Here is a 25,886-nt window from a genome sequence, read left to right on the forward strand (position 1 = left end):
GAGATTCTTATGAAACTACTCAAATCACTCTTAACTGTTTTGGCACTTGCCTTTGCCCTTATCTTTGTCACAGCTTGTAGCTCAGGCGGAAATGCTACTTCTTCATCTGGCAAAACTACTGCTAAAGCTCGCACTATTGAGGAAATCAAAAAAAGTGGTGAACTTCGAATTGCTGTATTTGGCGACAAGAAACCTTTTGGTTATGTAGACAACGACGGCTCTTACCAAGGTTATGACATCGAACTGGGAAATCAGCTGGCCAAAGACCTCGGTGTTAAGGTAAAATACGTTTCTGTCGATGCTGCTAACCGTGCGGAATACTTGATTTCTAACAAGGTGGACATCACTCTTGCCAACTTTACAGTCACAGACGAGCGTAAGAAACAAGTTGACTTTGCCCTTCCCTACATGAAGGTTTCACTGGGTGTTGTATCTCCTAAGAAAGCTGTCATTACAGATGTTAAACAGCTTGAAGGCAAGACCTTGATTGTAACCAAAGGAACCACTGCTGAAACATACTTTGAGAAAAATCACCCAGAAGTCAAACTTCAAAAATATGACCAATACAGTGATGCTTACCAAGCTCTTTTGGATGGACGTGGAGATGCCTTCTCGACTGACAATACTGAAGTTCTAGCTTGGGCTCTTGAAAATAAAGGATATGAAGTAGGAATTACTTCACTTGGTGACCCAGATACCATCGCACCAGCAGTCCAAAAAGGAAACAAAGAGTTGCTTGATTTCATCAATAAAGACATTGAAAAATTGGGCAAGGAAAACTTCTTCCACAAGGCTTATGAAAAGACTCTTCACCCAACCTACGGTGATGCTGCAAAAGTAGATGATCTCGTCGTTGAAGGTGGAAAAGTAGAATAGAATCTTTGGTCTAGTAGAAAAATCTGCCTTAAAAAATGAACCGCATCTCAACAGTTAGACAGAAAGAGTCTGGCAGTTGAGGTGCGGTTCAAATTGTGTTTGTTTGATTTGTTTTGATTTCTATAAGTAGAGCTCAGTTAGCTTGTGAGCTACACCGTCTTGGTCATTAGTGAGTTCAAGCTGTTGGTCAGCATAAGGCAGCAGGGTTTCACTGGCGTTTTTCATGGCATAGCCTGTTCCCGCAAATTCCAGCATTTCGGTATCATTGTGCTCGTCACCAAAAGCAATCAGGTCCTTGCGATCGACATTGAGGATATTGAGCAGGTACTGGAGGGCGAAGGCTTTGTTAACACCTTTAGGGCCGCACTCAAGGATATTGAGAGGACCGCCCCAGGTATTGATGGAGAGTTCATGCTGGTAAAAGGCATTCATCTCTTCAGCCAGAGCGTATTTGTCTGTGGCATGGGTTTGCAGCAAGATAGCATTTGGATTTTTAGTGACCAGCTGGGCCTGAAATTGATTTTCTGGCTTAAAATTATCAATGCCAAAGAGCTTGGGATCTGCAATTTCTTCGTTTGTATTGGTGATGTAGAATTTCTTACGGTATTCACCAGCGATAAAATCGGCTTCGATTTCTTCTTTTCTTTGGACCATATCCAGCAAGAAAGACTTGTCTACGGTCAAGGATTGCTCAAATTCCCACTTTTTCTCAGGAATATGGGTCAAAGATCCGTTGAAGTTTATCATGGGGGTATTCAGCTTTAATTCCTTATAGAAGTCCAGAGCCATACGGTAAGGGCGGCCAGTGGTGATGATGACCTTGTGTCCTTTAGCCGATATTTTTTTGATGGTTTCTTTGGTAAAATCAGAAATCTTACTCTCAGAATTGAGCAAGGTTCCATCCAAATCTACAGCAATCACTTTTTTTGTCATTCTTTTTCCTCATACAGTCTCGCTAAGTATCGTAAAGTCTATTATAACAGAATTAAGAATAAATGCCACAAGTTGTGGTATAATGTTTCCTCAATAGCTAAGACGAAAGATGTCTGCTGATAGTCTATGAGCGAAGAGAGTTAAAGTAAAGGGGAGGATCTTGTATGCGTAAACCAATTTTAATTCATATTTTTTTCCTACTAATTGCATTTGTTGTATATATTCAGGGGATTACGGCTCAGGGGCCAGACCTGATTTGGAATATGATTTTGGCCTTGATTGCCTATGATGCTGCCATCTTGACGACGATGTTTAAGAAGCAGAAGTGGCTTTATCCGCTCTTGCTGCTAGTTTGGCTGGCCTTTTATCCTAATACTTTTTATATGCTGACAGACTTGGTGCACATGACTTGGGTGGGAGATACCCTGTGGAACCCTGTCAGCCTGCGTCTATTTATGGCTTTCGTGCCGAGCATTCTATTTGGCGTTTACTGTGGGATTGAAAGCTGGAATATTTTGCGTGAGCGCTGGAAGTGGACTTGGTGGTTGGATATGCTTGTGGTTGCAGGGTTGTCTTATCTGTCGAGTCTAGCAATTTATATCGGCCGTTATGACCGCCTCAATTCTTGGGATTTGGTGACGCGGCCACAGCTAGTTGTCCAAAAGCTACTGGAAACCTTTCAAAAGGATCGTCTGGTATTTATCCTTGGATTTACCTTTATCCAAATCATGACTTTGCTCTTTTTAAGCAGAGAAAATAAAAAATAAGACACTATAAAGTATTTTTTGGAGCAATGGACTTGAAAAAGTGAATGTTTTTGAGTATAATCATAGTATTGTTCGTAAATAACGAATAAGCAGCACTGTTTTAAAGAAAATCAGGAGTTCTCTTTTATACAGTTGCCATAAAACAATTTAGGAGATTATCTATAATGGATAGATTATTTAAACTCAAAGAGCACGGTACGGATGTTCGTACGGAAGTTCTCGCTGGGTTAACAACTTTCTTTGCTATGAGCTATATCCTCTTTGTCAATCCAGCCATGCTGTCGCAAACGGGTATGCCAGCTCAAGGTGTCTTTCTGGCTACGATCATCGGTTCCGTTGCGGGAACACTCATGATGGCCTTTTATGCCAACCTCCCTTACGCACAAGCGCCGGGTATGGGGCTTAATGCTTTCTTTACTTTCACGGTTGTCTTTAGTCTGGGCTATACTTGGCAAGAGGCTCTGGGTATGGTCTTCATCTGTGGTCTGATCTCGCTCTTCATTACCCTGACCAAGATTCGGAAGGCTATTATTGAGTCTATTCCATCAGCACTTCGTTCAGCTATTTCAGCAGGTATCGGTGTCTTTCTAGCTTATGTAGGGATTAAAAATGCTGGACTTTTGAAGTTTTCAATCGATCCAGGCAACTATGTAGTAGCTGGTAAAGGAGCTGACCAAGCCAAAGCTGCTATTACAGCAAACTCAGCTGCAACTCCGGGATTAGTTGATTTTAATAATCCAGCAGTTTTACTCGCTTTACTTGGTCTAGCGATTACAGTTTTCTTTGTAATCAAGGGCATCAAAGGCGGCATTATCTTGTCTATCTTTACAACAACAGTCGTAGCGATTGCTGTTGGCTTGGTAAACCTATCTGCGATTGACTTCGGTCAGCACAATCTGTCAACAGCTCTGAAAGAACTTGGACAAGTGTTCGGGGTTGCGGTTGGTCCAGAAGGCTTGGGAGCTCTCTTTGCTGATACGGCACGCCTGCCTCAGACATTTATGGCCATCCTAGCCTTCTCTCTGACGGATATTTTTGATACTATCGGTACCTTGATCGGAACTGGTGAAAAAGTGGGGATCGTCGCAAGCTCTGGTGAAAATCATGAGTCAGAAGGTTTGGACAAGGCTCTGTACTCAGACTTGATCGGTACGACTATCGGTGCAATCGCCGGAACATCCAACGTTACTACTTATGTAGAGTCTGCAGCTGGTATCGGAGCTGGCGGACGGACTGGTTTGACAGCCTTGGTTGTAGCGCTCTGCTTTGCGGTATCTAGCTTCTTTAGCCCGCTGTTGGCCATCGTTCCAACAGCAGCAACTGCGCCAATTTTGATTGTCGTAGGGATCATGATGCTTGGCAGTCTGAAAAATATCCAGTGGGATGATATGGCAGAAGCTGTTCCAGCTTTCTTCACCTCTATCTTCATGGGCTTCACTTACAGCATCACAAACGGGATTGCAGCAGGATTTATCATGTATGCTCTTGTGAAAGTCATCAAAGGTCAAGCTAAGGATGTGCATCCAATGATTTGGATCTTAAATCTACTCTTCATCCTTAACTTTATCAGCCTAGCTTTATCTTAAGAACACTAAGAAGTTGGAATCTTCCAGCTTCTTTTTTGCAGGAAAAATTTAGGAAAAGTCCTAGTTTACTTCTAAATAAAAGCGAGTAACCTGCTTTGATTAGAAGATTTCAAAAGCTCATCTAATTTTTTTCAAACATTTTGCTCTCTCTATTAGAAAATTGAGCGCAAACGCAAATCTTCTGGTATAATAAAAGAATGTTTAGTCATAATGAGGAAGAATTAATCAACTGGGGTCAGCGTCTTGGCAGCTTGCTTCAGGAGCAAGATGTTTTGGTTTTGACAGGAGACTTGGGTGCGGGTAAGACGACCTTTACCAAGGGCTTGGCCCAAGGTCTGGGCATCAAGCAGATGATCAAAAGTCCGACCTATACCGTTGTTCGCGAGTATGAAGGACGTTTGCCGCTTTATCACTTAGATGTCTATCGGATTGGTGAAGATCCAGACTCGATTGACTTGGATGATTTTCTCTTTGGTGAGGGAGTTACGGTCATTGAGTGGGGAGAATTGCTAGGTGATAGTTTACCAGATGATTATCTGAAGCTGACCCTTCTAAAGAAAGAAGATGGCCGCGAGCTAGTCTTTGAAAGTCAAGGGCGTCGTTCTCAGGAACTGCTGGAGGAATTGCTGCATGGCTGAGTTTGAATTGGCCTTACGGGAGGCAGAGAAGGCAGATGCTGCTGACTTGATTCGCTTTTTAAATCAAGTCGGAGCCGAGTCAGACTACATGACCTTGGATGAGGATGGGATTTTGATGGATGAAGAGCAGATGGCTCAGTTCATTCAGCGTCAAGCTGAGTCAGATAATCAGCTTTATCTTTTGGCCTTGCTTGATAATGAAATCGCTGGGATTGTCAGTATCACAGCGGATTTTCATGAGCGGATTCGCCACATTGGGCAAGTCTTTATCGTTGTCAAACAAGCCTTTTGGAATCAAGGCCTCGGTCGTATTATGTTAGAAGAGGCTGTGGATTGGGCAGAAAATGGGAGCAGTCTCCGCCGTTTGGAGTTGACTGTTCAGGTCAGAAATGAACGAGCTGTTCATCTCTATAAAGAATTAGGATTTGAAATCGAAGGCCTGCAAAAAAGAGGGGCCTATTTAAGAGAAGGGATATTTCTAGATGTTTACCTGATGGGAAAACTGATAGATTGATGAAATATGTTAAAAAAAATTGTACGAATGTTTTTGAGTCTGTTCCTTGTAACGGCCATTGGAGTGGGAGGCTATGCTTGGACCATTTACAATCAGTCAACGGATGCCTTGTCCCGTACCTACAAAGGTTTTGGGAATGAAACGAACGTGATTGCCGAAACCAAACCCCTGACAATCTTGTTGATGGGGGTCGATACAGGGAGTGGCTCGCGGTCTGATACTTGGAAGGGAAATAGTGACTCCATGCTCCTCCTATCCGTCAATCCTCAGACAAAAAAGACGGTTATGATGAGTCTGGAGCGGGATATTTTGACTCAAATCGATGAAAATGGCGAAACGACAGAAGCCAAGCTAAACGCAGCCTATGCTTATGGCGGCGCAGAATTAGCCATCGCGACCATTGAGAAAATGATGAATATCCATATTGACCGTTATATGATGATCAATATGCAAGGACTGGTTCAGCTGGTGGACGCAGTTGGCGGTATTGAGGTCAACAATACTTTTGATTTTCCGATTTCCATCGAAGAAAATGAACCAGAATACACTGCAACTGTCGAGCCAGGTAAGCATTTGATCAACGGAGACCAAGCTTTGGTCTATGCCCGCATGCGTTACCAGGATCCAGAGGGTGACTACGGTCGTCAGAAACGTCAGCGTGAGGTGATCCGAAAGGTCGTTGAGAAGGTGCTCAGTCTTAATAGTATCAGTCATTATCAAGCTATTTTGCGAGCAGTCAGCAAGAATATGCAGACCAATGTAGCGCTGGATTCGAGAAGTATTCCTCAGTTATTAGGTTACAAAGATGCCTTTAGAAGCATTCAGTCTGAACAATTGCGTGGAGAAGATGCGACCTTGGCTGATGGGGGTAGCTACCAGCTGGTTACGTCTGAGCATTTACTGGAAATGCAAAATTTGATTCGGAAAAGCTTGGGCTTGTCCACGGTCAAGAGTTTGAAAACCAATGCCGTACTGTATGAAGATTTGATGGGAGGCAGAAGTCTACGTGCGTCTAATTCTAGCTCTTCAACAACTTATCAGCATGATGAGCCGGTTTACAGCCCACCGACGGAGAGTAATTATGGAAGTGCTAATTACAGTAATTCTACTCCAGCTCCTCCTGAGCCGAGCGCTAGCAGTGAACCGCCAGCAAGCTCTGCGCCTGCATCTACGCCGGCTCCGACACCGTCAGCATCATCTGCCGATCACCCCACAACATCAGCATCTTCAGAATAAACAAATCGAGGCTGGGACAAAAGTCCTAGCCTCTCAATTGTCTTTGGATTGTCGAGCAAGATGCAGTGGTTGAGTGGGCTCTACTACGCTAATTTTATCAGCTTTTACAGCCCTACTCAACTGTGCGGAGGTGGGACGACGAAATCGAATTCTAACGAATTACCGATTTCTGTCCCACTCTCGATTTTTAATGTTTTTGAATTTTATTTTGTTAGTAATTTCCAGAAGAAATCAATAATATAGGTCAGTCCGTAAGTGTAGATGATGAGGGTGATGGGTTTGCAGAGCACGATAATCAGCATGTACTTTTTAAAGGTCATCTTGGTCAGGGCGGCCAGCATACAGAGGAAATCAGCGGGACTGATAGGCCAAATCATCATAAAGATAAAGAAACGCTCAAAGCGATTGCCCTCATCCAGCCAGCCCACATACTTGTCATAGGTCCGCTTGCTGACGACGGACTGGACAAAGGCTGGTCCGTAGGTGCGAGCCAGATAGAAAATGATGGCGCAGCCGATGACGATGCCGATATAGTTGTAGATGGTGCCGACGATATGCCCGTAGATAAAGATGCCTGCAACAGAGGTCAAGGCGCCAGGGATAATGGGCACGACAGTCTGCAAGATTTGTAGGAAGATAAACAGAGGTGGTCCCCAGATGCCTGCTTGTCTGATAAAGGCAGACAAGGTTTCCTTGGACTGGAGAATCCCTGCATAGTAGGCCCAGATGCAAAAGGCCACTGTCCCCACAGCTCCGATGATGGACGACCAGTTGATGATTTTTTGCAAAAAGGGAGAAACAGCTTTCATTTCTCGATCCTTGCTTGCCATAGGCACCTCCAAGAGAATTATTCTTATATCTACTATAGCATCTTTTGCCATTTTTGTAAGCTTTGAAGCTGTAGGTGCTAAAAAGTATAAAAGATGATATAATGGTATGACTGGTTAGCAATAATCTATGAGCATTCAAAAATCAGGGAGAGCGATTGTGCTTGCACTAAAAATTCTAAGAGTTAGGAGAGTTATAGTGGAAGAATTTCTAAACTTATATCATCAAAAATTGTGGGAGATTGCATATGAGAATCTCATAAGGACATTTTTCCACCCTCATACAATTATTTTCTTTGTATTATTTTTAATTATTTCTTCCTTAATCTGTTACGTATATTTCGAAAAAAATGTACTTTACTATTTATAGTTAGTTATTTCTCCTTGTTCCTTTTGGGAGGAGTCGCAGAGTTTGTGAATAGCTATGACAAAATTATGAGTCCAGATTCAAGGTATAGCACATTCTTTTGGTTATTTCCAGTAGAAATGAGCTTACAGATTGAAGATGAGCAACCCTTATCTAGTGTTGATGGAGAACTTAAGAAAGCAGATGTTATACTGTTTGCAGAAGCTAATCCTCAATATCACGATGGTCTTTTTAGTGATACAGCGGATTTCTTTACACGTAGCCATATAGAGGGGAAACAGTTTTTAGTTGCTTTAGTAGGCTACGAAGAGAAAGATGGTGAATGGCAATCTGTTGACATTCGTATTGCCCCTGGTGATGAAGAAAAGGATCTTCAGAAATTTTCTAAGGTTCTTCACATAAAAAAAGATGAAGCAGAGGGTGCTGCCGGTATTATTTATAAACTTCAAAAATTTTATGAAAAAAAGTTAGAGAGCGAAAAAAATAGATAGTGGTCTTATGAGTATGATCTTTGTCCCATTTAAAATAAAGCTTCCCGCTTGGGGAGCTGTTTTCATTTGCTTGGAGAATAGAGAAGGGAGAATCTCCCAATGGCTCTTGGAAGAAATGGGGTTATAGGTGCCAAAAAGCCTATTTTATGCTATAATAGTGCGAATACGATTTTTGGAGAGAGATGTGGCGATTGAAGATTACATGCCGGACTTTGCGGTCGAGGCGGTTTACGATTTGACAGTAGAGAGTTTGAAAAGACAGGGCATCAAAGCTGTTTTGGTGGATTTGGATAATACCCTGATTGCTTGGAATAATCCTGATGGGACCCCAGAGATGAAGAAGTGGCTCCATGATTTGCGGAACGCGGGTATTCGGATTATCGTGGTGTCCAATAATAACCAAAAACGGGTCAAGCGGGCTGTTGAAAAGTTTGAAATTGACTATGTCTACTGGGCGATGAAGCCCTTCACTTGGGGAATTGACCGAGCACTCAAGCTTTTTCATTTTGAAAAAAACGAAGTGGTCATGGTGGGCGACCAGCTCATGACGGATATTCGGGCTGCTCATCGGGCCGGAATTCGTTCGATTTTGGTCAAACCGCTGGTCGAGCACGACTCTATCAAGACTCAGATCAATCGGGCGCGTGAACGCCGTGTGCTCAAGAGAATCACTGAAAAATACGGTCCAATTCAATACAAAAAAGGAATTTAAGCATGGAAGAACTTCTCTGTATCGGCTGCGGAGCCACTATTCAGACAGAAGACAAGAGCCAGCTAGGCTACACGCCCCAGTCAGCTCTAGAAAAAGGCTTGGAGACAGGCGAACTCTATTGCCAGCGCTGTTTCCGCCTGCGCCATTATAATGAAATCAGCGACGTCCAGCTGACGGATGATGACTTTCTGCGGCTTCTGCATGAGGTTGGAGATAGCGACGCCTTGGTCGTCAATGTTGTCGATATTTTCGACTTTAATGGCTCGGTCATCCCTGGCCTGCCTCGCTTTGTCGCAGGAAATGATGTTCTCTTGGTCGGGAATAAAAAGGACATTCTGCCTAAGTCAGTCAAGGACAGCAAGGTGACCCAATGGCTGACAGAGCGGGCTCACGAAGAAGGTCTGCGTCCAGTTGATGTCATTCTGACCTCTGCTCAAAACAAGCAGGCCATCAAGGACTTGATTGACAAGATTGAGCATTGCCGCAAGGGACGTGATGTGTATGTGGTCGGTGTGACCAATGTCGGCAAGTCTACTTTGATTAATGCCATCATTCAGGAAATCACAGGCGATAAGGATATTATTACGACTTCTCGCTTCCCAGGTACGACTCTTGATAAAATCGAGATTCCTTTGGCAGATGGCAGTCATATCTATGATACACCGGGCATTATCCATCGTCACCAGATGGCTCACTATCTTTCTGCTAAGAATCTCAAATATGTCAGCCCCAAAAAGGAAATCAAACCCAAAACCTACCAGCTCAATCCAGAGCAAACCCTCTTTTTGGGTGGTTTGGGTCGCTTTGACTTTGTAGCAGGTGACAAGCAGGGCTTCACGGCTTATTTTGACAATGAGCTTAAGCTCCACCGTACTAAGTTGCAAGGCGCTAGCGATTTTTATGACAAACATGTCGGCAGTCTCTTGGTGCCACCAGTTGGCAAGGAAAAGGAAGAATTTCCAGCCTTGGTCAAGCATGAATTTACCATCAAGGACAAGACGGATATCGTCTTCTCTGGTCTGGGCTGGATTCGCGTCAATGACAGAGCCAAGGTTGCGGCTTGGGCTCCAAAAGGAGTGGACGTGGTCTTGCGCAAGGCGATTATCTAAGAAAGGTAGGATGTATGACCCAGTCAACTTTTATCACACCAGAAAAATATGTGGAAGCTATTCAGCAAATACCATACGGCAAAGTGGTTACCTTGGCTGATTTGCGTACTCACTTTGGACAGGATAATAGTGCTCCATTTTTTTCAGGTATTGCTGCTTTGATTGTCGCTTGGTCTGAGGAAGATGCCAAAATCCCCTATTGGCGAGTGCTCAAGTCAGGCGGGGAAGTCAATGCGAAGTATCCTGGAGGCCTTGAAGTACAAAGAGGGCTGCTGGAAGCGGAAGGACATAGCATTATTCAAAAAGGGAAAACAAAGATGAGGTACTATGTCCAAGATTTTCAAAAGAAACGGTATTCATTTGATTTGGAAAGAAATCTCATGTGCGGGCAAGACTAATACTCTTTGAGTATAAGCTCTGCTATTTTTAAAAGAATAAGGAAAACTATGGCATTAACAAGTAAACAAAGGGCCTTTCTCAACAGTCAGGCCCACTCACTCAAGCCCATCGTTCAGATTGGCAAAAACGGACTCAATGACCAGATTAAAACCAGCATTCGTCAGGCGCTGGATGCGCGAGAACTGATCAAGGTTACGCTCTTGCAGAATACAGATGAGAATATCCATGAAGTTGCTGAGATTTTGGAAGAAGAAATCGGAGTGGATACGGTGCAGAAGATCGGCCGGATCTTGATTCTCTTCAAGCAGTCCAGCAAGAAGGAAAATCGCAAACTCTCTGTTAAAGTCAAGCAAATTTAAGAAAAAATTTCTGTGGAGATATCAGCCTATGGCTATTGAATTACTGACCCCCTTTACCAAGGTGGAATTAGAACCAGAAGTTAAAGATAAAAAACGCAAGCAGATTGGTATTTTAGGTGGGAATTTCAACCCTGTCCACCATGCTCATTTGGTCGTGGCGGATCAGGTCCGCCAACAGTTGGGCTTGGATCAAGTCCTGCTCATGCCAGAGTACGAGCCGCCCCATGTGGATAAGAAAGAGACCATCGATGAGAAGCATCGACTGAAAATGCTGGAGCTGGCTATCGAGGGTATTGAAGGCCTAGGGATTGAAACCATTGAGCTGGAGCGCAAGGGAATTTCCTACACCTACGACACCATGAAGCTCCTGACAGAGCAACATCCAGATACGGACTATTACTTTATCATCGGTGCGGATATGGTGGACTACCTGCCTAAGTGGTACCGGATTGATGAGCTGGTTGAGCTGGTGCAGTTTGTCGGTGTTCAGCGGCCGCGCTACAAGGCAGGGACTTCTTACCCTGTCATCTGGGTGGATGTACCCCTCATGGATATCTCCTCCAGCATGGTGCGGGATTTTCTGGCTCAGAGACGGACTCCCAATTTCCTTCTGCCTCAGCCAGTTCTAGACTACATTGAGAAAGAAGGGCTTTACCTATGACCTATGAAAGCTATATCAGCATGAGTCGTGAGGCCTTGCTGGCTCAGATGGAAACAGTCATGCCCGAGAAGCGCCTGCGGCATTGTCTAGGTGTGGAAAAGGCTGCCCGTGAATTAGCGGAGCGCTTCGGTCTTGATGTCGAAAAAGCGGGTCTGGCAGGGCTTCTACACGACTATGCTAAAAAGGTCTCGGATGAGGAATTTCTGGCCTTGATTGACAAATACCAGCTGGACCCTGACCTGAAAAACTGGGGCAACAATGTCTGGCATGGCATGGTGGGCATTTACAAGATTCAGGAAGATTTAGGCATCGAAGATGCTGAGATCCTGCGGGCCATTGAAATCCATACAGTGGGCAGTAGCATCATGTCTGAGCTGGACAAGGTGGTCTATGTCGCTGACTACATTGAGCATAACCGAGACTTTCCAGGAGTGGACAAGGCCAGAGAATTGGCCCTGCAGTCGCTCAATCAAGCTGTGGCCTATGAAACAGCAAGGACGGTGGAGCATTTGGCTCAAAAGGGAATCCCTATCTACCCGCAGACCTTGGAGACCTATAATGCCTTTGTAGGATATTTGAAGGAAATAAAAGAAAATTAAAGAGGAACTATGAAAGAACAAGAATTATTGGAACTGGTTGTGAAGGCGGCCGATGAGAAGCGTGCAGAAGATATTGTGGCTTTGGACTTGCAAGGTCTGACTACTGTGACAGACTACTTTGTCATCGTCAGCTCTATGAACAGCCGTCAGCTGGATGCGGTGGCTGAAAATATCCGCGAGAAAGCTGCAGCGGCTGGTGTTTCTGCTGGCCATGTTGAGGGTGACGCAGCTGGCGGCTGGGTGCTTCTAGACTTGGGTGGCATCGTTGTCCATGTCTTTTCTGAGGAAATGAGAGCCCATTACAATCTGGAAAAATTGTGGCACGAAGCAACAGGTGTGGATGTTGCGGCCTTATTGGGAGAAAAAAACAAGTGATTTTTTGCCCTTAGGCAAGAAAGCAGAATTCGGCTCAGTCAGCCTGCTGGCTGGGCCATTTTTGAAAGGAAAAGTATGGCAACTTATGAAACCTTTGCATCGGTTTACGATGCGATTATGGATGATTCTTTGTATGAGAAGTGGACGGAGTTCAGCCTGCGTCATTTTCCCAAGGATAAGAAAAAGCTGCTGGAGCTGGCCTGTGGTACGGGCATCCAGTCCATTTGTTTTAAGCAGGCTGGTTTTGATGTGACGGGGTTGGATCTGAGTCAGGAAATGCTGGATTTGGCAGAGAAGCGCAGCAGAGAGGCTGGTTTGGACATCCCCTTTATTCAGGGCAATATGCTAGATTTGAGTGGCATCGGCCAGTTTGATTTGGTGACTTGTTACTCAGACTCGATTTGCTATATGGAGGACGAAGTGGATGTTGGTCAGGTCTTCGCAGAAGTTTACCAGCATCTAAATGAGGGCGGTCGCTTTATCTTTGACGTACACTCGATTTACCAGATTGACGAGGTTTTTCCGGGCTATTCTTATCATGAAAATGCTGAAAAATTTGCCATGGTATGGGATTCTTATGCGGATGAACCGCCTCATTCCATCGTGCATGAGCTGACCTTCTTTGTCCAAGAGGAGGATGGGCGTTTCACGCGCCATGACGAGGTGCATGAGGAGCGAACCTATGAGATTTTGACCTATGATATCTTGCTGGAGCAGGCTGGCTTTAAGAACGTCAAGGTTTACGCGGACTTTGAGGACAAGGAGCCGACTGACAAGAGCGCTCGCTGGTTCTTTGTGGCGGAGAAATGAGATGACAGTCACCGGTATTATCGCAGAGTTTAATCCTTTTCATAATGGGCACAAATATCTGCTGGATAAAGCTTCTGGTCTGAAAATCATCGCCATGAGTGGCAATTTTGTTCAGCGAGGGGAGCCGGCTATCGTGGATAAGTGGACTCGGGCACAGATGGCTTTGGAAGCTGGAGCGGATTTGGTCCTTGAGCTGCCTTTCTTGGTCAGCGTTCAGGCGGCAGATTTTTTCGCTAAGGGGGCAGTAGACATCTTAGAGAGGCTGGGTATCGAACAGCTGATTTTTGGGACCGAGGAAGTGCTGGATTATGAGAGTATTTCCAAGGTCTATGGTGAAAAGGCAGAGCAGATGGAGGCTTATCTGGCTGGCTTGCCTGATTCCCTATCTTATCCTCAGAAGACTCAGGCTATGTGGCAGGAGTTTGCAGGGCTCAATTTCTCAGGCTCCACTCCCAATCATATCTTGGGCTTGGCCTATGCCAAGGCTGTGGCGGGAAAGGCGATAAAGTTGTGCCCGATTCAACGTCAGGGGGCTGGTTATCATTCATTATCAGCTGATCAGGAATTTGCCTCAGCAACGGCCCTTCGCCAGAATCTGGATCAGCCGGATTTTCTGAAAAAATTCACTCCATCTCATGAGCTGATTAAGATGGCACCCAAGGTGACTTGGTCGGACCTCTTTCCTTATCTCCGTTACCAGATAGTGACTTGTTCGGATTTGACAGACTTTTATCAGGTCAATCAGGAGTTGGCCGTTAGGATTAGAGAGGCCTTGAAAAGCAGTGAGACCATAGAAGAGCTAGTTGAGCAGGTGGCAACTAAGCGCTATACCAAAGCTCGGGTTCGGCGTCTGCTGACCTATATCCTGGTCGGAGCTAGACAAGAAGAACTTCCGTATGGCATACATATTTTAGGCTTTTCCGAGCAGGGGCGGCAGCATTTGTCCAAGCTTAAGGGAAAGGTTGAACTGGTCAGCCGAATCGGCAAGGAGCCATGGGATAGTTCGACCCAGCAGGCTGACAAGGTCTATCAGCTGGGCAATCCTGCACTTACGGAGCAGAATTTTGGACGCTTTCCACTACAAAATACTCTATGATAGTATAGATAGATTTGAGAAATTTACTTGTAAATAGAGAGTGGGACAGAAATCGGTAATTCGTTAGAATTCGATTTCGTCGTCCCACCTCCGCACAGTTGAGTAGGGCTGTAAAAGCTGATGGAATCAGCGTAGTAGAGCCCACTCAACCACTGCGTCTTGCTTGACAATCCAAAGACAATTGAGGAGGTTGGGACAAAAAGATTTCAATTTTTAAAAATCTTAATTATTAAGCCCTTCAAATCTATAATTAAATGCGAAAAGCGAACAAAGCAGAATTCTGATTACCAGAAAACTAGTTTTGTTCGCTTTTTATATTTGAGGTCGGACTTTTGTCCCAGACTCTTCTTATTCACTAAATCGTAGGAAATATCCATCTGGATCCAAAACCGCAAATTCATGTGGGTAGATAAAGCTATCCCCTACGCGAAATTCTCTTTTTGTCAGTTGACGATGGATGGGATAGTCAGCTTCCAGCAGTTTTTGGTGGAGCTGAGGAACATCCTCAATGCCAAAGGAAATATTGACACCGCGTCCGAAAGGATAGGTCAGTTGTGCTAATTCTTCGGCGCTGCCTTCTTCTAACATGAGCTGACAGTCTTCAAGCGAGAGGAAGAGAAACTTCTCTTCGGGACGCTCGTATTCGACAGAGAAGCCCAGTAAGTCGCAGTAGAAGTGGCGCGACTGTTCGAGATCAGATACCACAAATTCGGGAATGACAGGCTGATAGTCCATTGGATTCCTCCTTAAAGTTCAATTTCCATGACAATCGGCGTATGGTCTTGGCGTGCACCAGAGTCGATCATATCAGACTTGGTTACCTTGTCAGCCACGCGGTTGCTGGTCAGCCAGTAGTCGATTCTCCAGCCTGTGTTGTTGATTTTAGAAGTCTTGCTGCGTTGCGCCCACCAAGTGTATTGGTTAGGGATATCACCGTGCAAGTGACGGAAGGTATCGGTAAAGCCTTTAGCCAGCAGGTTGGTGAAGCCGGCACGTTCTTCATCGGTAAAGCCTGGTGAACGGCGGTTGCTGGCAGGATTGGCCAAGTCGATTTCCTTGTGGGCTACATTGTAATCACCAGTTGCGAGGACTGGTTTTTGTTCATCCAGTGATGCCAAGTATTCGGCGTATTTGACATCCCAGACCTGACGTTCTTCCAAGCGTTTGAGACCATCGCCAGCATTGGGTGTGTAGACCTGAGTGATGAAGAAGTCGTCAAACTCCAGTGTAATGATGCGGCCTTCGACATCCATGGTTGACGGAGCGCCGATTTCTGGGAAGGTCACGATGGGTGTCAGCTCTTTTTTGTAGAGGAACATAGTTCCAGCATAGCCCTTGCGAGCTGGCTCTTGAGACGAACGCCAAGTGTTTTCATAGCCTGGGAAGAGCTCTTCTAAAATTTCAAGGTGTTTTTTAGTAGGGCCTTTAGCAGATAGCTTTGTTTCCTGAATAGCGATGATATCCGCATTTTCTGCTTGCAAGGTCTGAAGGACAGCCTGAGAGAGCTGAGCGCGTGCAGAATCACTGGTCAAGGCAGCGTTTAGAGAGTCAATGTTCCAAGAGATGAGTTTCATAAAATGTCCTTTTCTAGTAGAAATTTCCTGAGTTTATTATACCAAAAGATAGAGTTGATTTATAGCAAAGTGATTGTAAGGCTATAAAAAAGGCTAGAGGATGGAGAAGTCCCCTCTTTCAATTGCTTGGAAATATGATATAATGAAGTGTTATCAAAAAAGGTTTCATTAGCCTTGAAAGGATTAAAAAATGACTACAAAACAACCGTTTTATATTACGACACCTATTTACTACCCGTCTGGCAAGCTCCATATCGGGTCTGCCTATACGACCATTGCCTGTGACGTCTTGGCTCGCTATAAGCGCCTCATGGGCTATGATGTTTTCTATCTGACTGGTCTTGATGAGCACGGTCAAAAAATCCAGCAAAAAGCTGAGGAAGCTGGTATCAGTCCTCAAGCTTATGTCGATGGTATGGCAGTTGGGGTCAAGGAACTCTGGCAACTCTTGGATATCTCTTACGATAAATTTATTCGGACAACTGATGACTACCATGAAAAGGTTGTAGCGGATATCTTTGAACGACTCTTAGCCCAAGATGATATCTACTTGGGTGAATATTCAGGTTGGTATTCTGTATCTGATGAGGAATTTTTCACCGAAAGCCAGCTGGCAGAAGTTTTCCGTGACGAAGCAGGAAATGTGACGGGCGGTATCGCTCCATCTGGACACGAAGTGGAATGGGTATCAGAAGAGTCTTACTTCCTTCGTCTCAGCAAGTACCAAGACCGCTTGGTAGAATTTTTCAAATCACAGCCCGACTTCATTACGCCAGACGGTCGTCTCAATGAAATGTTGAAAAACTTCATCGAGCCAGGCTTGGAAGACTTGGCCGTTTCTCGGACGACCTTTACTTGGGGCGTGCCAGTGCCATCTAATCCTAAACACGTAATTTATGTCTGGATTGATGCCCTGCTTAACTATGCGACTGCTCTTGGCTACGGTCAGGATGATCACGCTAACTACGATAAATTCTGGAATGGAACAGTCTTCCACATGGTGGGCAAGGACATTCTGCGTTTTCACTCTATCTACTGGCCAATCCTTCTTATGATGCTTGATATTAAGCTGCCCGACCGCTTGATTGCTCACGGCTGGTTTGTCATGAAGGATGGCAAGATGTCCAAGTCTAAGGGCAATGTGGTCTATCCCGAAATGCTGGTAGAACGCTATGGTTTGGATGCATTGCGTTATTACCTCATGCGCAGTCTTCCTGTTGGTTCAGACGGAACCTTCACTCCTGAGGACTATATAGGTCGGATCAACTATGAATTGGCCAATGACCTCGGAAACCTCCTCAACCGTACGGTTTCTATGATTAATAAGTATTTTGATGGTCAAGTGCCAACTTATGAAGAAAATGTGACAGACTTTGATGGAGCTTTGGCTCAGGTAGCAGCTCAATCTATTGCTGACTACTACAAACACATGGATGCAGTAGACTACCCACGCGCCCTAGAAGCAGTCTGGACGCTCATCTCCCGTACCAATAAATATATCGATGAAACCGCTCCTTGGGTTCTGGCTAAGGATGATTCCAAGGTCAAAGAACTGGCAGCAGTCATGAGCCACTTGGTAGCCAGCCTTCGTGTTGTGGCACACATGATTGAGCCTTTCATGATGGAAACCAGCAAGGCAGTCCTCAGCCAACTTGGCTTGCCTCAAGCAGCTTCGCTGGAAAACCTAGCAATTGACCAGCTCCCAGCAGGCCTGACAGTTGTAGAAAAAGGAACACCAATCTTCCCACGTCTGGATATGGAAGAAGAAATTGCCTATATCAAGGGACAAATGGAAGGCAACAAACCTGATGTTGAAAAAGAATGGAATCCAGAAGAAGTCGAGCTCAAACTTAACCGCAAGGAAATCAAGTTTGACGACTTTGATAAGGTAGAAATCCGTGTCGCAGAAGTCAAAGAGGTGTCTAAGGTTGAAGGTTCTGACAAGCTTCTTCAGTTCCGCTTGGATGCAGGAGACGGTGAGGACCGCCAAATCCTCTCTGGTATTGCTAAATACTATCCAAATGAGCAAGAATTGGTCGGTAAGAAAGTCCAAATCGTAGCCAACCTCAAACCGCGCAAAATGATGAGCCGCATCAGCCAAGGTATGATTCTATCAGCCGAGCACGGCGACCAACTGACTCTCCTTACCGTGGACGAGAAAGTCCCAAATGGAAGTCTGATTGGGTAGAGACATTTGTAGCTTATGCTTTTAATTGCTAATATTGTTGTCTATCTTATTTAATGAAAAGAGGCTGGGACAAAAGTCCGACCTCAAATATAAAAAGCGAACAAAACTAGTTTTCTGGTAATCAGAATTCCACTTTGTTCGCTTTTCGCATTTAATTATAGATTTGAAGGGCTTAATAATTAAGATTTTTAAAAATTGAAATCTTTTTGTCCCAAACTCTTTTGCTGTAATAAGATTAGAAAAGAAGATTCTTCACTGAGTTGCTTTTCATCTAGCTTATTTAGAAGTTCCTAGATCGTTTAGGCTAGCGATTTGATGGCAATGAGGATAAGGAGGCGGTGTTGTATAATTGTTCTAAGATATGCCAATTCTTATTTAAACTTAAAACCTTCATAGACCAGATCTGCTTTAGGATTGGTCTTTTTAAATTCGTTGGCTAGTTTATCCATCATCTTGACAGGTCCGCACATGAAGACAGTAGTTTGGTTGTCCAGAGGATAATTCTTGAAGTCCAAGTAGCCGGAGACTTTACTATCAACCAAATGAAGGTCAAACAGTGGATTCTTGGCTGCGTAGTCTTTGAGTAGGTCTAGGTAAACAGCATTTTCAGCTCCAGTATAAGCATAGTAGAAGCTGACTGGACGATTCAGATTAGGATTTTCGCGGATATAGGAGATGAAGGGTGTAATACCAATTCCACCAGCAATCCAAATCTGCTTTTCCTGCCCCTGGTCAAGAATCATGTGGCCATAAGCCCGGTCAATGGTGACCTTGGTTCCCTCTTGGATTTTGTCATACAGTTTCTTAGTGTGGTCACCAGAGTTCTTGATAGTAAAGTAGACGATACTGTCATGGCCACCAGAGATAGAGAAAGGATGCGGCGCTTTTTCAAATCCCTCTTGGAAAATCTTGATAAAGGCAAACTGTCCATACTGGTAGTCTAGCTTTTGACTGAGCTGGATCTTCAACTCCACAGTATCGTGGTTCAGTCGCTTGACTTGCAGGATTTTCCCCAGATGGCGAAAGGCCAAACTTTGGTAGAGGAAGATGATGTAAAAGCCAGAAGCTAAACCGATGATAGCGTATAATCCGACTACGAAGCCTAGCACGGTAGGTGTTAGGAGTCGACCGCCCATCAGCATATAAGCGTGGAAGAGACCAAAGATATAGGCCAAATAGACAAGGCGGTGAATCCAGCGCCAAGCCTCATATTTGATGTGCTTGCCAAGATAGGCCACCAGAACAATACTGACAAAGAGATAGATACCGACATTACCAAGCTGGCCTGCTAGATGAGAGCCCCAGAGACTGCCACCCATGGCAACGTTGTGGAGAGCGAGCAGGACGACGGAAAAGATAGCTGTAAACTTATGATAGGCGTACATCTTTTCGATGCCATTGAACCATTTTTCCAATAGGGCGTTCCGAGTCGCAAGTAAAAAGGTCAGCGAAAGGGTAGTTAAGGCCAGACCGGGTACGATAAAGTTGGTCATCCCAGCTGATGCCCAAGCATAGATGGTCAGGATTATGCTGACAGCGATAAGGGCGATTCCTTTGATAGATTTCATGATGTTCTCCTTTCTGATTTTTATCACTACTTAGTTGTAAATGAATTCATTACATTCTAACAAAGGAAAAACAAGCTGTCAAGACTGAGTTGTAATCATGCTACAAGTTGCTTCCAACTTTAGAGAATTCACTTATTAGCCATAAAAAACGCTCCTGAGTCTAGTTTTCTAGATTGTGGCAGGAGTGTTTTTCTTTTATATTAGAGAGTTGTCAAGTGCTGTATTTATAGCTTATTGCTCATTGGGTTCATCTGTTTGAACAGGCTCATTACTTGTGAAAGAAAGATTCTTAGTGAATTCGGATAGATTTTCCTTGACTTCTTGAACAAGTTTGCTAGGCTTCAGCAGATTTATGTCTTCTTTCCAAGATTGGTAGCGCATGTCTACCAGTAGTTTGGCCAGGCGTGTCAGCATTTCCCGCTCCTGGTCTGTGAGAGCATTGGCATTTTCAAAAACAGCTAAGATTTTGTTGAAATTTTCCAGCTTGGTGAGGTCATTGATGGAGCTAATGCCGGCATCCAGGATGAGGCCGAAAAAGAGATCGAAAAAGTCTTTTAATTCCTCATCAGAAACGCTATCCACCCAATTTTTCAGAGTTTTATCTACTTGAAGGCTGTCTGGATTGAGGTTGTCCAGTAGGACAAAAGTCTGGCCACTGATCTGCCAAGTGAAGGTATCGTGCTGAGCCAGACCGCCGAAAGCTGTACTTTTGACAATTTGAGCCTGCTTGGGTGTTTCGAGCATCATTCCGACGATAGAGCCCTGCGGAATGTATCGCTTTATCTTGTTTGAAATAGTTTGGTAGCCTTGACTGGTGATGACCGAGTGATTCAGTCCAGGGGCATCATAGCTGTAAATGCTCTGAATCCGCTCTTGATATTCTAGCTCAATCTGACTAGCGGCGTAGGAGGCTAGATTTCCGCCCTTTGAGTGACCAGTCAGGATGAACTGGCCAGGCAGAGCATCCATGGCTTTTCGCAGATAATTGACCGCCGTTTTTTGAGCTGGTACCTGATCCATATAGGTCATGTGGAAGTCCTCTTTCCAGCCGATAATGGAATCATCGGTTCCGCGGAAGGTCAGGACATAGGTCTCAGGCTTGATTTTGAAAATCATAGCTGCAAATTGCTTTTGAACATCAGGATCAATGTCATTGACATAGCCCATGAGCTTGATATTTTTGAAGCGGGTGGAGCTGGCTACCTTTTCTAAAAGTTTCAGACGATTTTTAGTTACCAACATGGATAAATCTTGAGGCATTTTTTCAGCAGCTTCAAACAAGCGGCAAGTACAATCAGGGGACATCTGGTCAGACACAATCTGGTCAAAAGGCAGATAAGTTATCTCCGTCAGCATCAGCATATCCAGTTCATTAAAGGGGGTGTCGTAGATACTGTCGTAAGCTACTTGGTCTAGGTAATCAAAAATTATTCCCATATTTATCTCCAATATTCTATCTTCTTCCAGTATAGCATAAGTGGGGCAGGTTGTCAGAAAGGAAAAAAGAAAAGAGCGGAAACCTGAAGATATCCTTCAGAATTTCCAGCTCTTTTGATCTAGTAAGCCTTACCGATGAGGATGGCGTAGATAAAGAATAAGGCGAAGCCAAAGAGGAAGATCAAACCAAGGATGGAAAGACCTTTTAGCCATTTGCTCAGATGTTTATTCTCGCTTGTAACGAGGAGATAGTTTAGAAGGGCAAAAAATGGAGTAGTCAGGAAGGAAGCAATCATGGCAAAACGAAGCATGAGAGCCACACTACCTTGGAAGAAGTAGATGATAACGCCACCGATAATAGCTGTAGCGGTCATCCAGATATGCAGAGTTTTTTGAGAAGTCTTCTCTTCATTGAGAAGAAGGCGTAGAGATTCAGCATTTACACGGGAATAGCCATCGATAACGGTAATAACCGTACCGAAGATACAGAGAAAGGCGATGAAAGTAATCAGAATCCGTGACCAGTCGCCAAGAACGGATGCGTACATCCCAACGAATTGCTGGATGTAGGCAGCCCCAGCATCCTGAACTGCTTGGCCAGTTGGATACTGGATAAGAGCGCCCATAGCGACGAAGAAGATGGCCAGAATAGCCGTACCGATATAGCCAACGTTAAAGTCAAAGAGACCGTCTGTGACAGAGATATTGACAGATTTTCCTTTTTCAGCTGTCCAGAGGGAGTTGATTGCTGAAATCTCGATTGGAGCTGGCATCCAGCCCATTAGAGAAACGATGAAAGGCAAGGCAGCCATCTGCCAAGGTGTCTTTTCAACGAAGTCTGCTCCGTACTCAGGATGCTTGATAATGGCAACGATGACCGCAATAACGGTTGCAAAGGTTAGAGCGGACATGATCCATTTGGCAAGGCCGTCGAGGAACTTGTAGCCACCAAAGAGTAGCATTGCCCAGATCAGGATGATGAGGATCAGAGACCATTGAGTAATGCTGAGTCCAAGGGCATTTGGAAAGGCGCTGGCGATGATAGCAGCACAGAGAATTCCGACTCCTGCTGTATTGACCAAAGCGGAGAAGACATTTAAAACGAAGAAGATGCCCAAGTAGATTTTTCCTTTTTGAGCATAGCCTTCAACCAAGCTGTGGCCAGTTTCCAAGGTGTACTCAGCACCGAAGCGAAAGAAGGGATATTTGAAGAGGTTGGCCAAGATGACCAGTCCCATCAAAGCCCAGCCATACTTGGCGCCTGCTTGAGCAGAGGAAACAATGTGAGAGCCACCAACAGCAGCAGAGGCCATGAGGATCCCAGGACCGAGGGCTTTCAGTTTTGACTGCCAGGTAGATGTCTGAGTTTGTTCTAGCATAATAATCTCCTTATTATAAAAAATGAATTTTCAGACAATTCTGAATGTAGTGTTATTTTATCTTTTTACTCTATTTTTGTCAATACTCCTTGAAGGATTTCTTGAAACTTTCTGAAAATAAGATGAATCTCAGATCAAAAAAGTCTCTGTGATTTAAGGGAGAATTTGATATAATAGCAGTAAGAAAAATGAGTGAGGAAATGGAATGCACAAGATTTTACTGGTCGAGGATGATGCGGTCATCCGTCAAATGATCAAAAAAATGCTGGAACAGTGGGGCTATCAGGTTGTGGCGATTGAAGATTTTATGCAGGTTTTGACAACCTTTGTCAAGGAGGAGCCTCAGCTGGTGCTGATGGATATTGGTCTGCCTCTCTTTAACGGCTACCATTGGTGCCAGGAAATTCGGAAGATTTCGACGGTGCCGATTATGTTTCTGTCTTCGCGTGACCAGTCTATGGATATTGTCATGGCCATCAATATGGGCGCAGATGACTATGTGACCAAGCCCTTTGATAATAATGTCTTTCTGGCAAAAGTTCAAGGCTTGCTGCGGCGTTCGTATGAGTTTGGGACGGATCAAAGTCTTTTGGAATATCAGGGCGTGATTTTAAATCTTAAATCCATGGATTTGGTTTATGAGGGCGAGCTTGTAACGCTGACCAAGAATGAATTTCAGATTTTGCGGGTGCTCTTTGAGCATTCCGGTAGCATCGTGGCGCGTGATGACTTGATGAAGGAGCTCTGGAACAGCGATTTCTTTATTGATGACAATACCTTGTCCGTCAATGTTGCCCGCCTGCGCAAGAAGTTGGAGGAGCACGGTCTGAAGCATTTCATTGAGACGAAAAAAGGGATAGGGTACGGTTTAACCAATGGACATGCAGGATAAATTTTTCTTTTTGAAGCATCATCTGTACTCCCGTCGCTTCATCTTGTTGCTCTTACTGATTGTATTTTCAATTATGGGGATGTTTGCCTTTATTTTCGAGGATGGGCGCAGTCTGCTAGAGTATCAGTTGCTCTTAGCCTTTCTCCTCGCTAGCTTTTTCTTGGGAATGGATCTAGCTAGTGCCTATAAGGAATATCGTAACCAGCTCTTTTATGCCTCGGGTCGGCCTCAGACAGCCTTAGAGGCTCTCCTTTTTGAGAAACTGGCTCTTTTGGAAATGGACAAGAAGAACCGTGCGATTGAGGAGAGGGAGAAGTTAAATGACCTGATGGACTATTATACGCTCTGGGCTCATCAGATTAAGACGCCTATTGCAGCTAGTTCATTGCTGGTCGGAGAGATTGAGGACAAGAAGGTCAAGAACCAGCTGGAGCAAGAGCTCTTCAAGATCGAGTCCTATGTCAATATCGTCTTGCAGTATCTTCGTCTGGAGAGTTTCCACGAGGATTTGATCTTGAAAAAGGAAAATGTTGAAGACTTGGTCAAGGAGATTGTCAAGAAGTATGCTATTTTCTTTATCCAAAAGGGCTTGAGCCTCAATCTGCATGATCTGGATCGAACCATCATCACAGATAAAAAGTGGTTTGTCGTTATTTTGGAGCAAGTGCTGTCAAATAGTCTGAAATACACCAGCCAAGGCGGGATTGAAATTTATTTTCAGGAGGATACGCTTTATATCAAAGACAGCGGTTTGGGCATTCAAGATGCGGATTTGCTGCGGGTTTTCGAGCGAGGCTTTTCGGGCTATAATGGTCGTTTGACCCAGCAATCGTCTGGCTTGGGACTTTATCTGTCCAAGAAAATCGCAGATGAGCTGGGACATCAGATTAGCATCGCTTCGCAGGTTGGACAGGGAACAACTGTCATGATTAGCTTTTCAGAGAAGAAGATGATATTTGAATAAGGCATTCTTACAAATTTGTAAGGTTGGCCAGTGAAATTGAAAGGTTAGGTTATGGTACCGACCTTTCTTTTTTTGTAAGATAGATGTATAAAGAAGACAAGGAGATATGAAATGAAAACAAGAGGATTAAATGCTTTCCAACTCAAGCTTTTCATGGCCTTTTTAATGGTTTTTGATCATATTGGTAAGATTCCAGGGCTTTTGCCGACGGGCTGGGACGGGATTTTTCACCTGCTGACCCGCTGTGTAGCCGCTTGGTTTGCTTTTAGCGCAGTAGAAGGCTTTCTGCATACGCGCAACCGCTTGGCCTACAATGCGCGCTTGTTTATCTGGGCGGCTATTATGCAGCTGGGCAATACCATCTTGACCATGCTCTTTCATAGCAAAGGGATTCATCTTGAGAATAATATCTTTCTCAGCTTAGCCTGTGGCGTTCTGGTGCTCAATCTTGTATTTGGTCTCTCCAAAAATAGTGAAGAGATTATGGATGAGAAACGCTATTTGCGGATTGGAGCGGCAGTCTTAATTGGTTTGGCAGGAGTTTTTTTGACAGAAGGCGGCATGACCATTATTCCTTTGATGCTGATTAGCTATATCTTCCGCAATCAGCCTGCTCTCAGAACTCTTTCTTACATGGTCTTGGCTTTTCTGCTCTTTTGCCTAAGCATTGAAATCTACCCAACCATGGGAGCGACCCTTTCGATGATGCTCTACAATTCAGACTGGGCCTTTATTACCGTCTTGCCCTTCCTCCATCTCTACAATGGCGAGAGAGGCTATAATGGTAAGTGGGGCAAATATTTCTTCTATGTCTTTTACCCAGCCCATCTCTGGGTCATCGCACTGATTGCTTATCTGGTGCAGAGATAAAAATATTGGCATTTAAAAATTAGTAAAATATGGAAATAAAGCTGTTTCTGTATTAAAATGGAATTATAGAAAAGGAGATCATAATGACCTTATTAGATGTACAACACGTGAAAAAGATTTATAAAACCCGCTTTCAGGGCAGCCAAGTGGAGGCGCTGAAGGACATTCACTTTACAGTGGAGAAAGGCGAATATGTCGCCATCATGGGGGAGTCAGGCTCTGGGAAGTCCACCCTGCTCAATATCCTAGCCATGCTGGACAAGCCGACTGAGGGCCGCGTCTTTCTCAATGGAACTGATACGGCAACCATCAAAAACAGCCAAGCTTCCAGCTTCCGCCGGGAGAAATTGGGCTTTGTCTTTCAAGATTTCAATCTGCTAGATACCCTGTCGGTTAAGGATAATATCCTGCTGCCACTAGTGCTCTCTCGCCGTCCTATTACCGAGATGATGCAAAAGCTGGTTACAACCTGCAACGAGCTGGGAATTAACAAGCTGCAAGAAAAGTTTCCTTATGAAATTTCTGGTGGTCAGAAGCAACGGGTGGCAGTTGCCCGCGCCATTATCACCGAGCCTGAGATTTTGCTGGCAGATGAGCCGACAGGAGCCTTGGACTCTAAGTCCTCGGCAGCTCTCTTGGATGTCTTTGACGATATCAAT

General features: G+C 44.5%; 28 protein-coding genes. 21 read left to right on the plus strand and 7 right to left on the minus strand.

From position 1 onward, the window contains the following. Nucleotides 1–9 precede the first annotated feature (9 nt). Nucleotides 10–876 (plus strand): cysteine ABC transporter substrate-binding protein, encoded by an 867-nt coding sequence (locus tag D8792_RS10015; protein ID WP_125373899.1) that lies wholly within the window; start codon nucleotides 10–12, stop codon nucleotides 874–876. 120 nt (nucleotides 877–996) lie between these two features. Here D8792_RS10015 and D8792_RS10020 read toward each other — a convergent pair whose 3' ends face one another. Beyond that, complete coding sequence (locus tag D8792_RS10020; RefSeq protein ID WP_125373900.1) at nucleotides 997–1,809, minus strand: Cof-type HAD-IIB family hydrolase; 813 nt, start codon at nucleotides 1,807–1,809, stop codon at nucleotides 997–999. A gap of 164 nt (nucleotides 1,810–1,973) precedes the next feature. Here D8792_RS10020 and D8792_RS10025 point away from each other — a divergent pair, with 164 nt between their 5' ends. The 5 genes from D8792_RS10025 (at nucleotide 1,974) to lytR (ending at nucleotide 6,550) form a co-directional block, all read left to right on the plus strand. Further along, entirely contained in the window at nucleotides 1,974–2,576 is a 603-nt protein-coding gene (locus D8792_RS10025; protein WP_125373901.1) for a DUF1361 domain-containing protein, read from the plus strand. A 164-nt stretch (nucleotides 2,577–2,740) separates the two neighbouring features. Next, nucleotides 2,741–4,162, plus strand: a complete 1,422-nt coding sequence (locus tag D8792_RS10030) for an NCS2 family permease (RefSeq protein WP_125373902.1) — start codon at nucleotides 2,741–2,743, stop codon at nucleotides 4,160–4,162. Nucleotides 4,163–4,359: 197 nt separating this feature from the next. Further along, on the plus strand, nucleotides 4,360–4,800 hold the full coding sequence (gene tsaE, locus D8792_RS10040) for a tRNA (adenosine(37)-N6)-threonylcarbamoyltransferase complex ATPase subunit type 1 TsaE (RefSeq protein ID WP_125373903.1): 441 nt from the start codon (nucleotides 4,360–4,362) through the stop codon (nucleotides 4,798–4,800). Then, complete coding sequence (locus D8792_RS10045) at nucleotides 4,793–5,314, plus strand: GNAT family N-acetyltransferase (protein WP_125373904.1); 522 nt, start codon at nucleotides 4,793–4,795, stop codon at nucleotides 5,312–5,314. The genes tsaE and D8792_RS10045 overlap by 8 nt, the downstream gene beginning before the upstream one ends. A 6-nt stretch (nucleotides 5,315–5,320) precedes the next feature. Next, nucleotides 5,321–6,550 carry a glycopolymer--peptidoglycan transferase LytR gene (gene lytR, locus D8792_RS10050; protein WP_125373905.1) on the plus strand — a complete coding sequence of 410 codons (1,230 nt, stop codon included), beginning with the start codon at nucleotides 5,321–5,323 and terminating at the stop codon, nucleotides 6,548–6,550. A gap of 203 nt (nucleotides 6,551–6,753) precedes the next feature. On the opposite strand, the gene D8792_RS10060 is transcribed toward lytR, so the two are convergent. After that, a complete protein-coding gene (locus tag D8792_RS10060) occupies nucleotides 6,754–7,380 on the minus strand; it encodes a TVP38/TMEM64 family protein (RefSeq protein WP_125373906.1) in 627 nt (208 codons plus the stop codon). A 411-nt stretch (nucleotides 7,381–7,791) separates the two neighbouring features. On the opposite strand from D8792_RS10060, the gene D8792_RS10065 reads away from it, so the two are divergent. The 10 genes from D8792_RS10065 to D8792_RS10110 all read left to right on the plus strand — a co-directional run bounded on the left by D8792_RS10065 (nucleotide 7,792) and on the right by D8792_RS10110 (nucleotide 14,355). After that, on the plus strand, nucleotides 7,792–8,235 hold the full coding sequence (locus D8792_RS10065) for a hypothetical protein (protein WP_260470292.1): 444 nt from the start codon (nucleotides 7,792–7,794) through the stop codon (nucleotides 8,233–8,235). Nucleotides 8,236–8,419: 184 nt separating this feature from the next. Then, a complete protein-coding gene (locus tag D8792_RS10070; RefSeq protein ID WP_185758443.1) occupies nucleotides 8,420–8,947 on the plus strand; it encodes a YqeG family HAD IIIA-type phosphatase in 528 nt (175 codons plus the stop codon). Between the two features lie 2 nt (nucleotides 8,948–8,949). Next, complete coding sequence (yqeH, locus tag D8792_RS10075) at nucleotides 8,950–10,056, plus strand: ribosome biogenesis GTPase YqeH (protein ID WP_125373908.1); 1,107 nt, start codon at nucleotides 8,950–8,952, stop codon at nucleotides 10,054–10,056. A gap of 14 nt (nucleotides 10,057–10,070) precedes the next feature. Further along, nucleotides 10,071–10,454, plus strand: a complete 384-nt coding sequence (locus D8792_RS10080) for an MGMT family protein (protein WP_005590997.1) — start codon at nucleotides 10,071–10,073, stop codon at nucleotides 10,452–10,454. Between the two features lie 48 nt (nucleotides 10,455–10,502). After that, nucleotides 10,503–10,814 (plus strand): ribosome assembly RNA-binding protein YhbY, encoded by a 312-nt coding sequence (gene yhbY / locus D8792_RS10085; protein ID WP_045498677.1) that lies wholly within the window; start codon nucleotides 10,503–10,505, stop codon nucleotides 10,812–10,814. A gap of 28 nt (nucleotides 10,815–10,842) precedes the next feature. Continuing rightward, the gene (locus D8792_RS10090) at nucleotides 10,843–11,475 is read left to right on the plus strand and encodes a nicotinate-nucleotide adenylyltransferase (RefSeq protein ID WP_125373909.1); all 633 of its coding nucleotides are present in this window, start codon (nucleotides 10,843–10,845) and stop codon (nucleotides 11,473–11,475) included. After that, the gene (gene yqeK / locus D8792_RS10095) at nucleotides 11,472–12,074 is read left to right on the plus strand and encodes a bis(5'-nucleosyl)-tetraphosphatase (symmetrical) YqeK (protein ID WP_125373910.1); all 603 of its coding nucleotides are present in this window, start codon (nucleotides 11,472–11,474) and stop codon (nucleotides 12,072–12,074) included. The genes D8792_RS10090 and yqeK overlap by 4 nt, the downstream gene beginning before the upstream one ends. Before the next feature lie 9 nt (nucleotides 12,075–12,083). Continuing rightward, a complete protein-coding gene (gene rsfS, locus D8792_RS10100) occupies nucleotides 12,084–12,449 on the plus strand; it encodes a ribosome silencing factor (protein ID WP_125373911.1) in 366 nt (121 codons plus the stop codon). Between the two features lie 75 nt (nucleotides 12,450–12,524). Beyond that, the gene (locus D8792_RS10105) at nucleotides 12,525–13,259 is read left to right on the plus strand and encodes a class I SAM-dependent DNA methyltransferase (RefSeq protein ID WP_125373912.1); all 735 of its coding nucleotides are present in this window, start codon (nucleotides 12,525–12,527) and stop codon (nucleotides 13,257–13,259) included. Nucleotide 13,260: 1 nt separating this feature from the next. Continuing rightward, on the plus strand, nucleotides 13,261–14,355 hold the full coding sequence (locus tag D8792_RS10110) for a nucleotidyltransferase (protein ID WP_125373913.1): 1,095 nt from the start codon (nucleotides 13,261–13,263) through the stop codon (nucleotides 14,353–14,355). 348 nt (nucleotides 14,356–14,703) lie between these two features. On the opposite strand, the gene D8792_RS10120 is transcribed toward D8792_RS10110, so the two are convergent. Together D8792_RS10120 and D8792_RS10125 are read right to left on the minus strand one after the other, a co-directional pair. Next, entirely contained in the window at nucleotides 14,704–15,090 is a 387-nt protein-coding gene (locus tag D8792_RS10120) for a bleomycin resistance protein (protein ID WP_125373914.1), read from the minus strand. 11 nt (nucleotides 15,091–15,101) lie between these two features. Continuing rightward, on the minus strand, nucleotides 15,102–15,929 hold the full coding sequence (locus tag D8792_RS10125) for an exodeoxyribonuclease III (RefSeq protein ID WP_125373915.1): 828 nt from the start codon (nucleotides 15,927–15,929) through the stop codon (nucleotides 15,102–15,104). Between the two features lie 190 nt (nucleotides 15,930–16,119). On the opposite strand from D8792_RS10125, the gene metG reads away from it, so the two are divergent. After that, nucleotides 16,120–18,117, plus strand: coding sequence for a methionine--tRNA ligase (gene metG / locus D8792_RS10130; protein ID WP_125373916.1), 1,998 nt, complete (start codon nucleotides 16,120–16,122; stop codon nucleotides 18,115–18,117). Between the two features lie 371 nt (nucleotides 18,118–18,488). Here metG and D8792_RS10135 read toward each other — a convergent pair whose 3' ends face one another. The 3 genes from D8792_RS10135 to D8792_RS10145 form a co-directional block, all read right to left on the minus strand. Beyond that, the gene (locus D8792_RS10135; RefSeq protein WP_125373917.1) at nucleotides 18,489–19,685 is read right to left on the minus strand and encodes a ferredoxin reductase family protein; all 1,197 of its coding nucleotides are present in this window, start codon (nucleotides 19,683–19,685) and stop codon (nucleotides 18,489–18,491) included. Between the two features lie 231 nt (nucleotides 19,686–19,916). Further along, entirely contained in the window at nucleotides 19,917–21,122 is a 1,206-nt protein-coding gene (locus tag D8792_RS10140) for a DUF2974 domain-containing protein (protein WP_125373918.1), read from the minus strand. A 119-nt stretch (nucleotides 21,123–21,241) separates the two neighbouring features. Beyond that, nucleotides 21,242–22,501, minus strand: a complete 1,260-nt coding sequence (locus D8792_RS10145; RefSeq protein WP_125373919.1) for an NRAMP family divalent metal transporter — start codon at nucleotides 22,499–22,501, stop codon at nucleotides 21,242–21,244. Nucleotides 22,502–22,706: 205 nt separating this feature from the next. On the opposite strand from D8792_RS10145, the gene D8792_RS10150 reads away from it, so the two are divergent. From D8792_RS10150 to D8792_RS10165, 4 genes are all read left to right on the plus strand, one after another. Further along, nucleotides 22,707–23,393, plus strand: a complete 687-nt coding sequence (locus D8792_RS10150) for a response regulator transcription factor (RefSeq protein ID WP_037615348.1) — start codon at nucleotides 22,707–22,709, stop codon at nucleotides 23,391–23,393. Then, nucleotides 23,377–24,357 (plus strand): sensor histidine kinase, encoded by a 981-nt coding sequence (locus D8792_RS10155; RefSeq protein ID WP_125373920.1) that lies wholly within the window; start codon nucleotides 23,377–23,379, stop codon nucleotides 24,355–24,357. Before D8792_RS10150 ends, D8792_RS10155 begins: the two co-directional genes overlap by 17 nt. 111 nt (nucleotides 24,358–24,468) lie before the next feature. After that, nucleotides 24,469–25,227: a TraX family protein gene (locus D8792_RS10160; RefSeq protein ID WP_125373921.1), complete on the plus strand. Its 759-nt coding sequence runs from the start codon at nucleotides 24,469–24,471 to the stop codon at nucleotides 25,225–25,227. 83 nt (nucleotides 25,228–25,310) lie between these two features. Continuing rightward, nucleotides 25,311–25,886: ABC transporter ATP-binding protein (locus D8792_RS10165; RefSeq protein ID WP_142999393.1), on the plus strand; the 576-nt coding region annotated here is incomplete at its 3' end.

This window comes from Streptococcus cristatus (assembly GCF_003943505.1).
Lineage (GTDB): Bacteria > Bacillota > Bacilli > Lactobacillales > Streptococcaceae > Streptococcus > Streptococcus cristatus_E.

Excerpts from the sequence above, each read along its gene's own strand:
- D8792_RS10030 (WP_125373902.1), top strand. The coding sequence starts at position 2,741 with ATGGATAGATTATTTAAACTCAAAGAGCACGGTACGGATGTTCGTACG.
- D8792_RS10125 (WP_125373915.1), bottom strand. The coding sequence starts at position 15,929 with ATGAAACTCATCTCTTGGAACATTGACTCTCTAAACGCTGCCTTGACC.
- yhbY (WP_045498677.1), top strand. The coding sequence starts at position 10,503 with ATGGCATTAACAAGTAAACAAAGGGCCTTTCTCAACAGTCAGGCCCAC.
- D8792_RS10060 (WP_125373906.1), bottom strand. The coding sequence starts at position 7,380 with ATGGCAAGCAAGGATCGAGAAATGAAAGCTGTTTCTCCCTTTTTGCAA.
- D8792_RS10140 (WP_125373918.1), bottom strand. The coding sequence starts at position 21,122 with ATGGGAATAATTTTTGATTACCTAGACCAAGTAGCTTACGACAGTATC.
- D8792_RS10105 (WP_125373912.1), top strand. The coding sequence starts at position 12,525 with ATGGCAACTTATGAAACCTTTGCATCGGTTTACGATGCGATTATGGAT.
- D8792_RS10025 (WP_125373901.1), top strand. The coding sequence starts at position 1,974 with ATGCGTAAACCAATTTTAATTCATATTTTTTTCCTACTAATTGCATTT.
- D8792_RS10015 (WP_125373899.1), top strand. The coding sequence starts at position 10 with ATGAAACTACTCAAATCACTCTTAACTGTTTTGGCACTTGCCTTTGCC.
- D8792_RS10020 (WP_125373900.1), bottom strand. The coding sequence starts at position 1,809 with ATGACAAAAAAAGTGATTGCTGTAGATTTGGATGGAACCTTGCTCAAT.
- D8792_RS10090 (WP_125373909.1), top strand. The coding sequence starts at position 10,843 with ATGGCTATTGAATTACTGACCCCCTTTACCAAGGTGGAATTAGAACCA.
- yqeH (WP_125373908.1), top strand. The coding sequence starts at position 8,950 with ATGGAAGAACTTCTCTGTATCGGCTGCGGAGCCACTATTCAGACAGAA.
- D8792_RS10045 (WP_125373904.1), top strand. The coding sequence starts at position 4,793 with ATGGCTGAGTTTGAATTGGCCTTACGGGAGGCAGAGAAGGCAGATGCT.
- D8792_RS10110 (WP_125373913.1), top strand. The coding sequence starts at position 13,261 with ATGACAGTCACCGGTATTATCGCAGAGTTTAATCCTTTTCATAATGGG.
- D8792_RS10080 (WP_005590997.1), top strand. The coding sequence starts at position 10,071 with ATGACCCAGTCAACTTTTATCACACCAGAAAAATATGTGGAAGCTATT.
- D8792_RS10120 (WP_125373914.1), bottom strand. The coding sequence starts at position 15,090 with ATGGACTATCAGCCTGTCATTCCCGAATTTGTGGTATCTGATCTCGAA.
- lytR (WP_125373905.1), top strand. The coding sequence starts at position 5,321 with ATGTTAAAAAAAATTGTACGAATGTTTTTGAGTCTGTTCCTTGTAACG.
- D8792_RS10145 (WP_125373919.1), bottom strand. The coding sequence starts at position 22,501 with ATGCTAGAACAAACTCAGACATCTACCTGGCAGTCAAAACTGAAAGCC.
- D8792_RS10160 (WP_125373921.1), top strand. The coding sequence starts at position 24,469 with ATGAAAACAAGAGGATTAAATGCTTTCCAACTCAAGCTTTTCATGGCC.
- D8792_RS10155 (WP_125373920.1), top strand. The coding sequence starts at position 23,377 with ATGGACATGCAGGATAAATTTTTCTTTTTGAAGCATCATCTGTACTCC.
- D8792_RS10135 (WP_125373917.1), bottom strand. The coding sequence starts at position 19,685 with ATGAAATCTATCAAAGGAATCGCCCTTATCGCTGTCAGCATAATCCTG.
- yqeK (WP_125373910.1), top strand. The coding sequence starts at position 11,472 with ATGACCTATGAAAGCTATATCAGCATGAGTCGTGAGGCCTTGCTGGCT.
- tsaE (WP_125373903.1), top strand. The coding sequence starts at position 4,360 with ATGTTTAGTCATAATGAGGAAGAATTAATCAACTGGGGTCAGCGTCTT.
- D8792_RS10150 (WP_037615348.1), top strand. The coding sequence starts at position 22,707 with ATGCACAAGATTTTACTGGTCGAGGATGATGCGGTCATCCGTCAAATG.
- rsfS (WP_125373911.1), top strand. The coding sequence starts at position 12,084 with ATGAAAGAACAAGAATTATTGGAACTGGTTGTGAAGGCGGCCGATGAG.
- metG (WP_125373916.1), top strand. The coding sequence starts at position 16,120 with ATGACTACAAAACAACCGTTTTATATTACGACACCTATTTACTACCCG.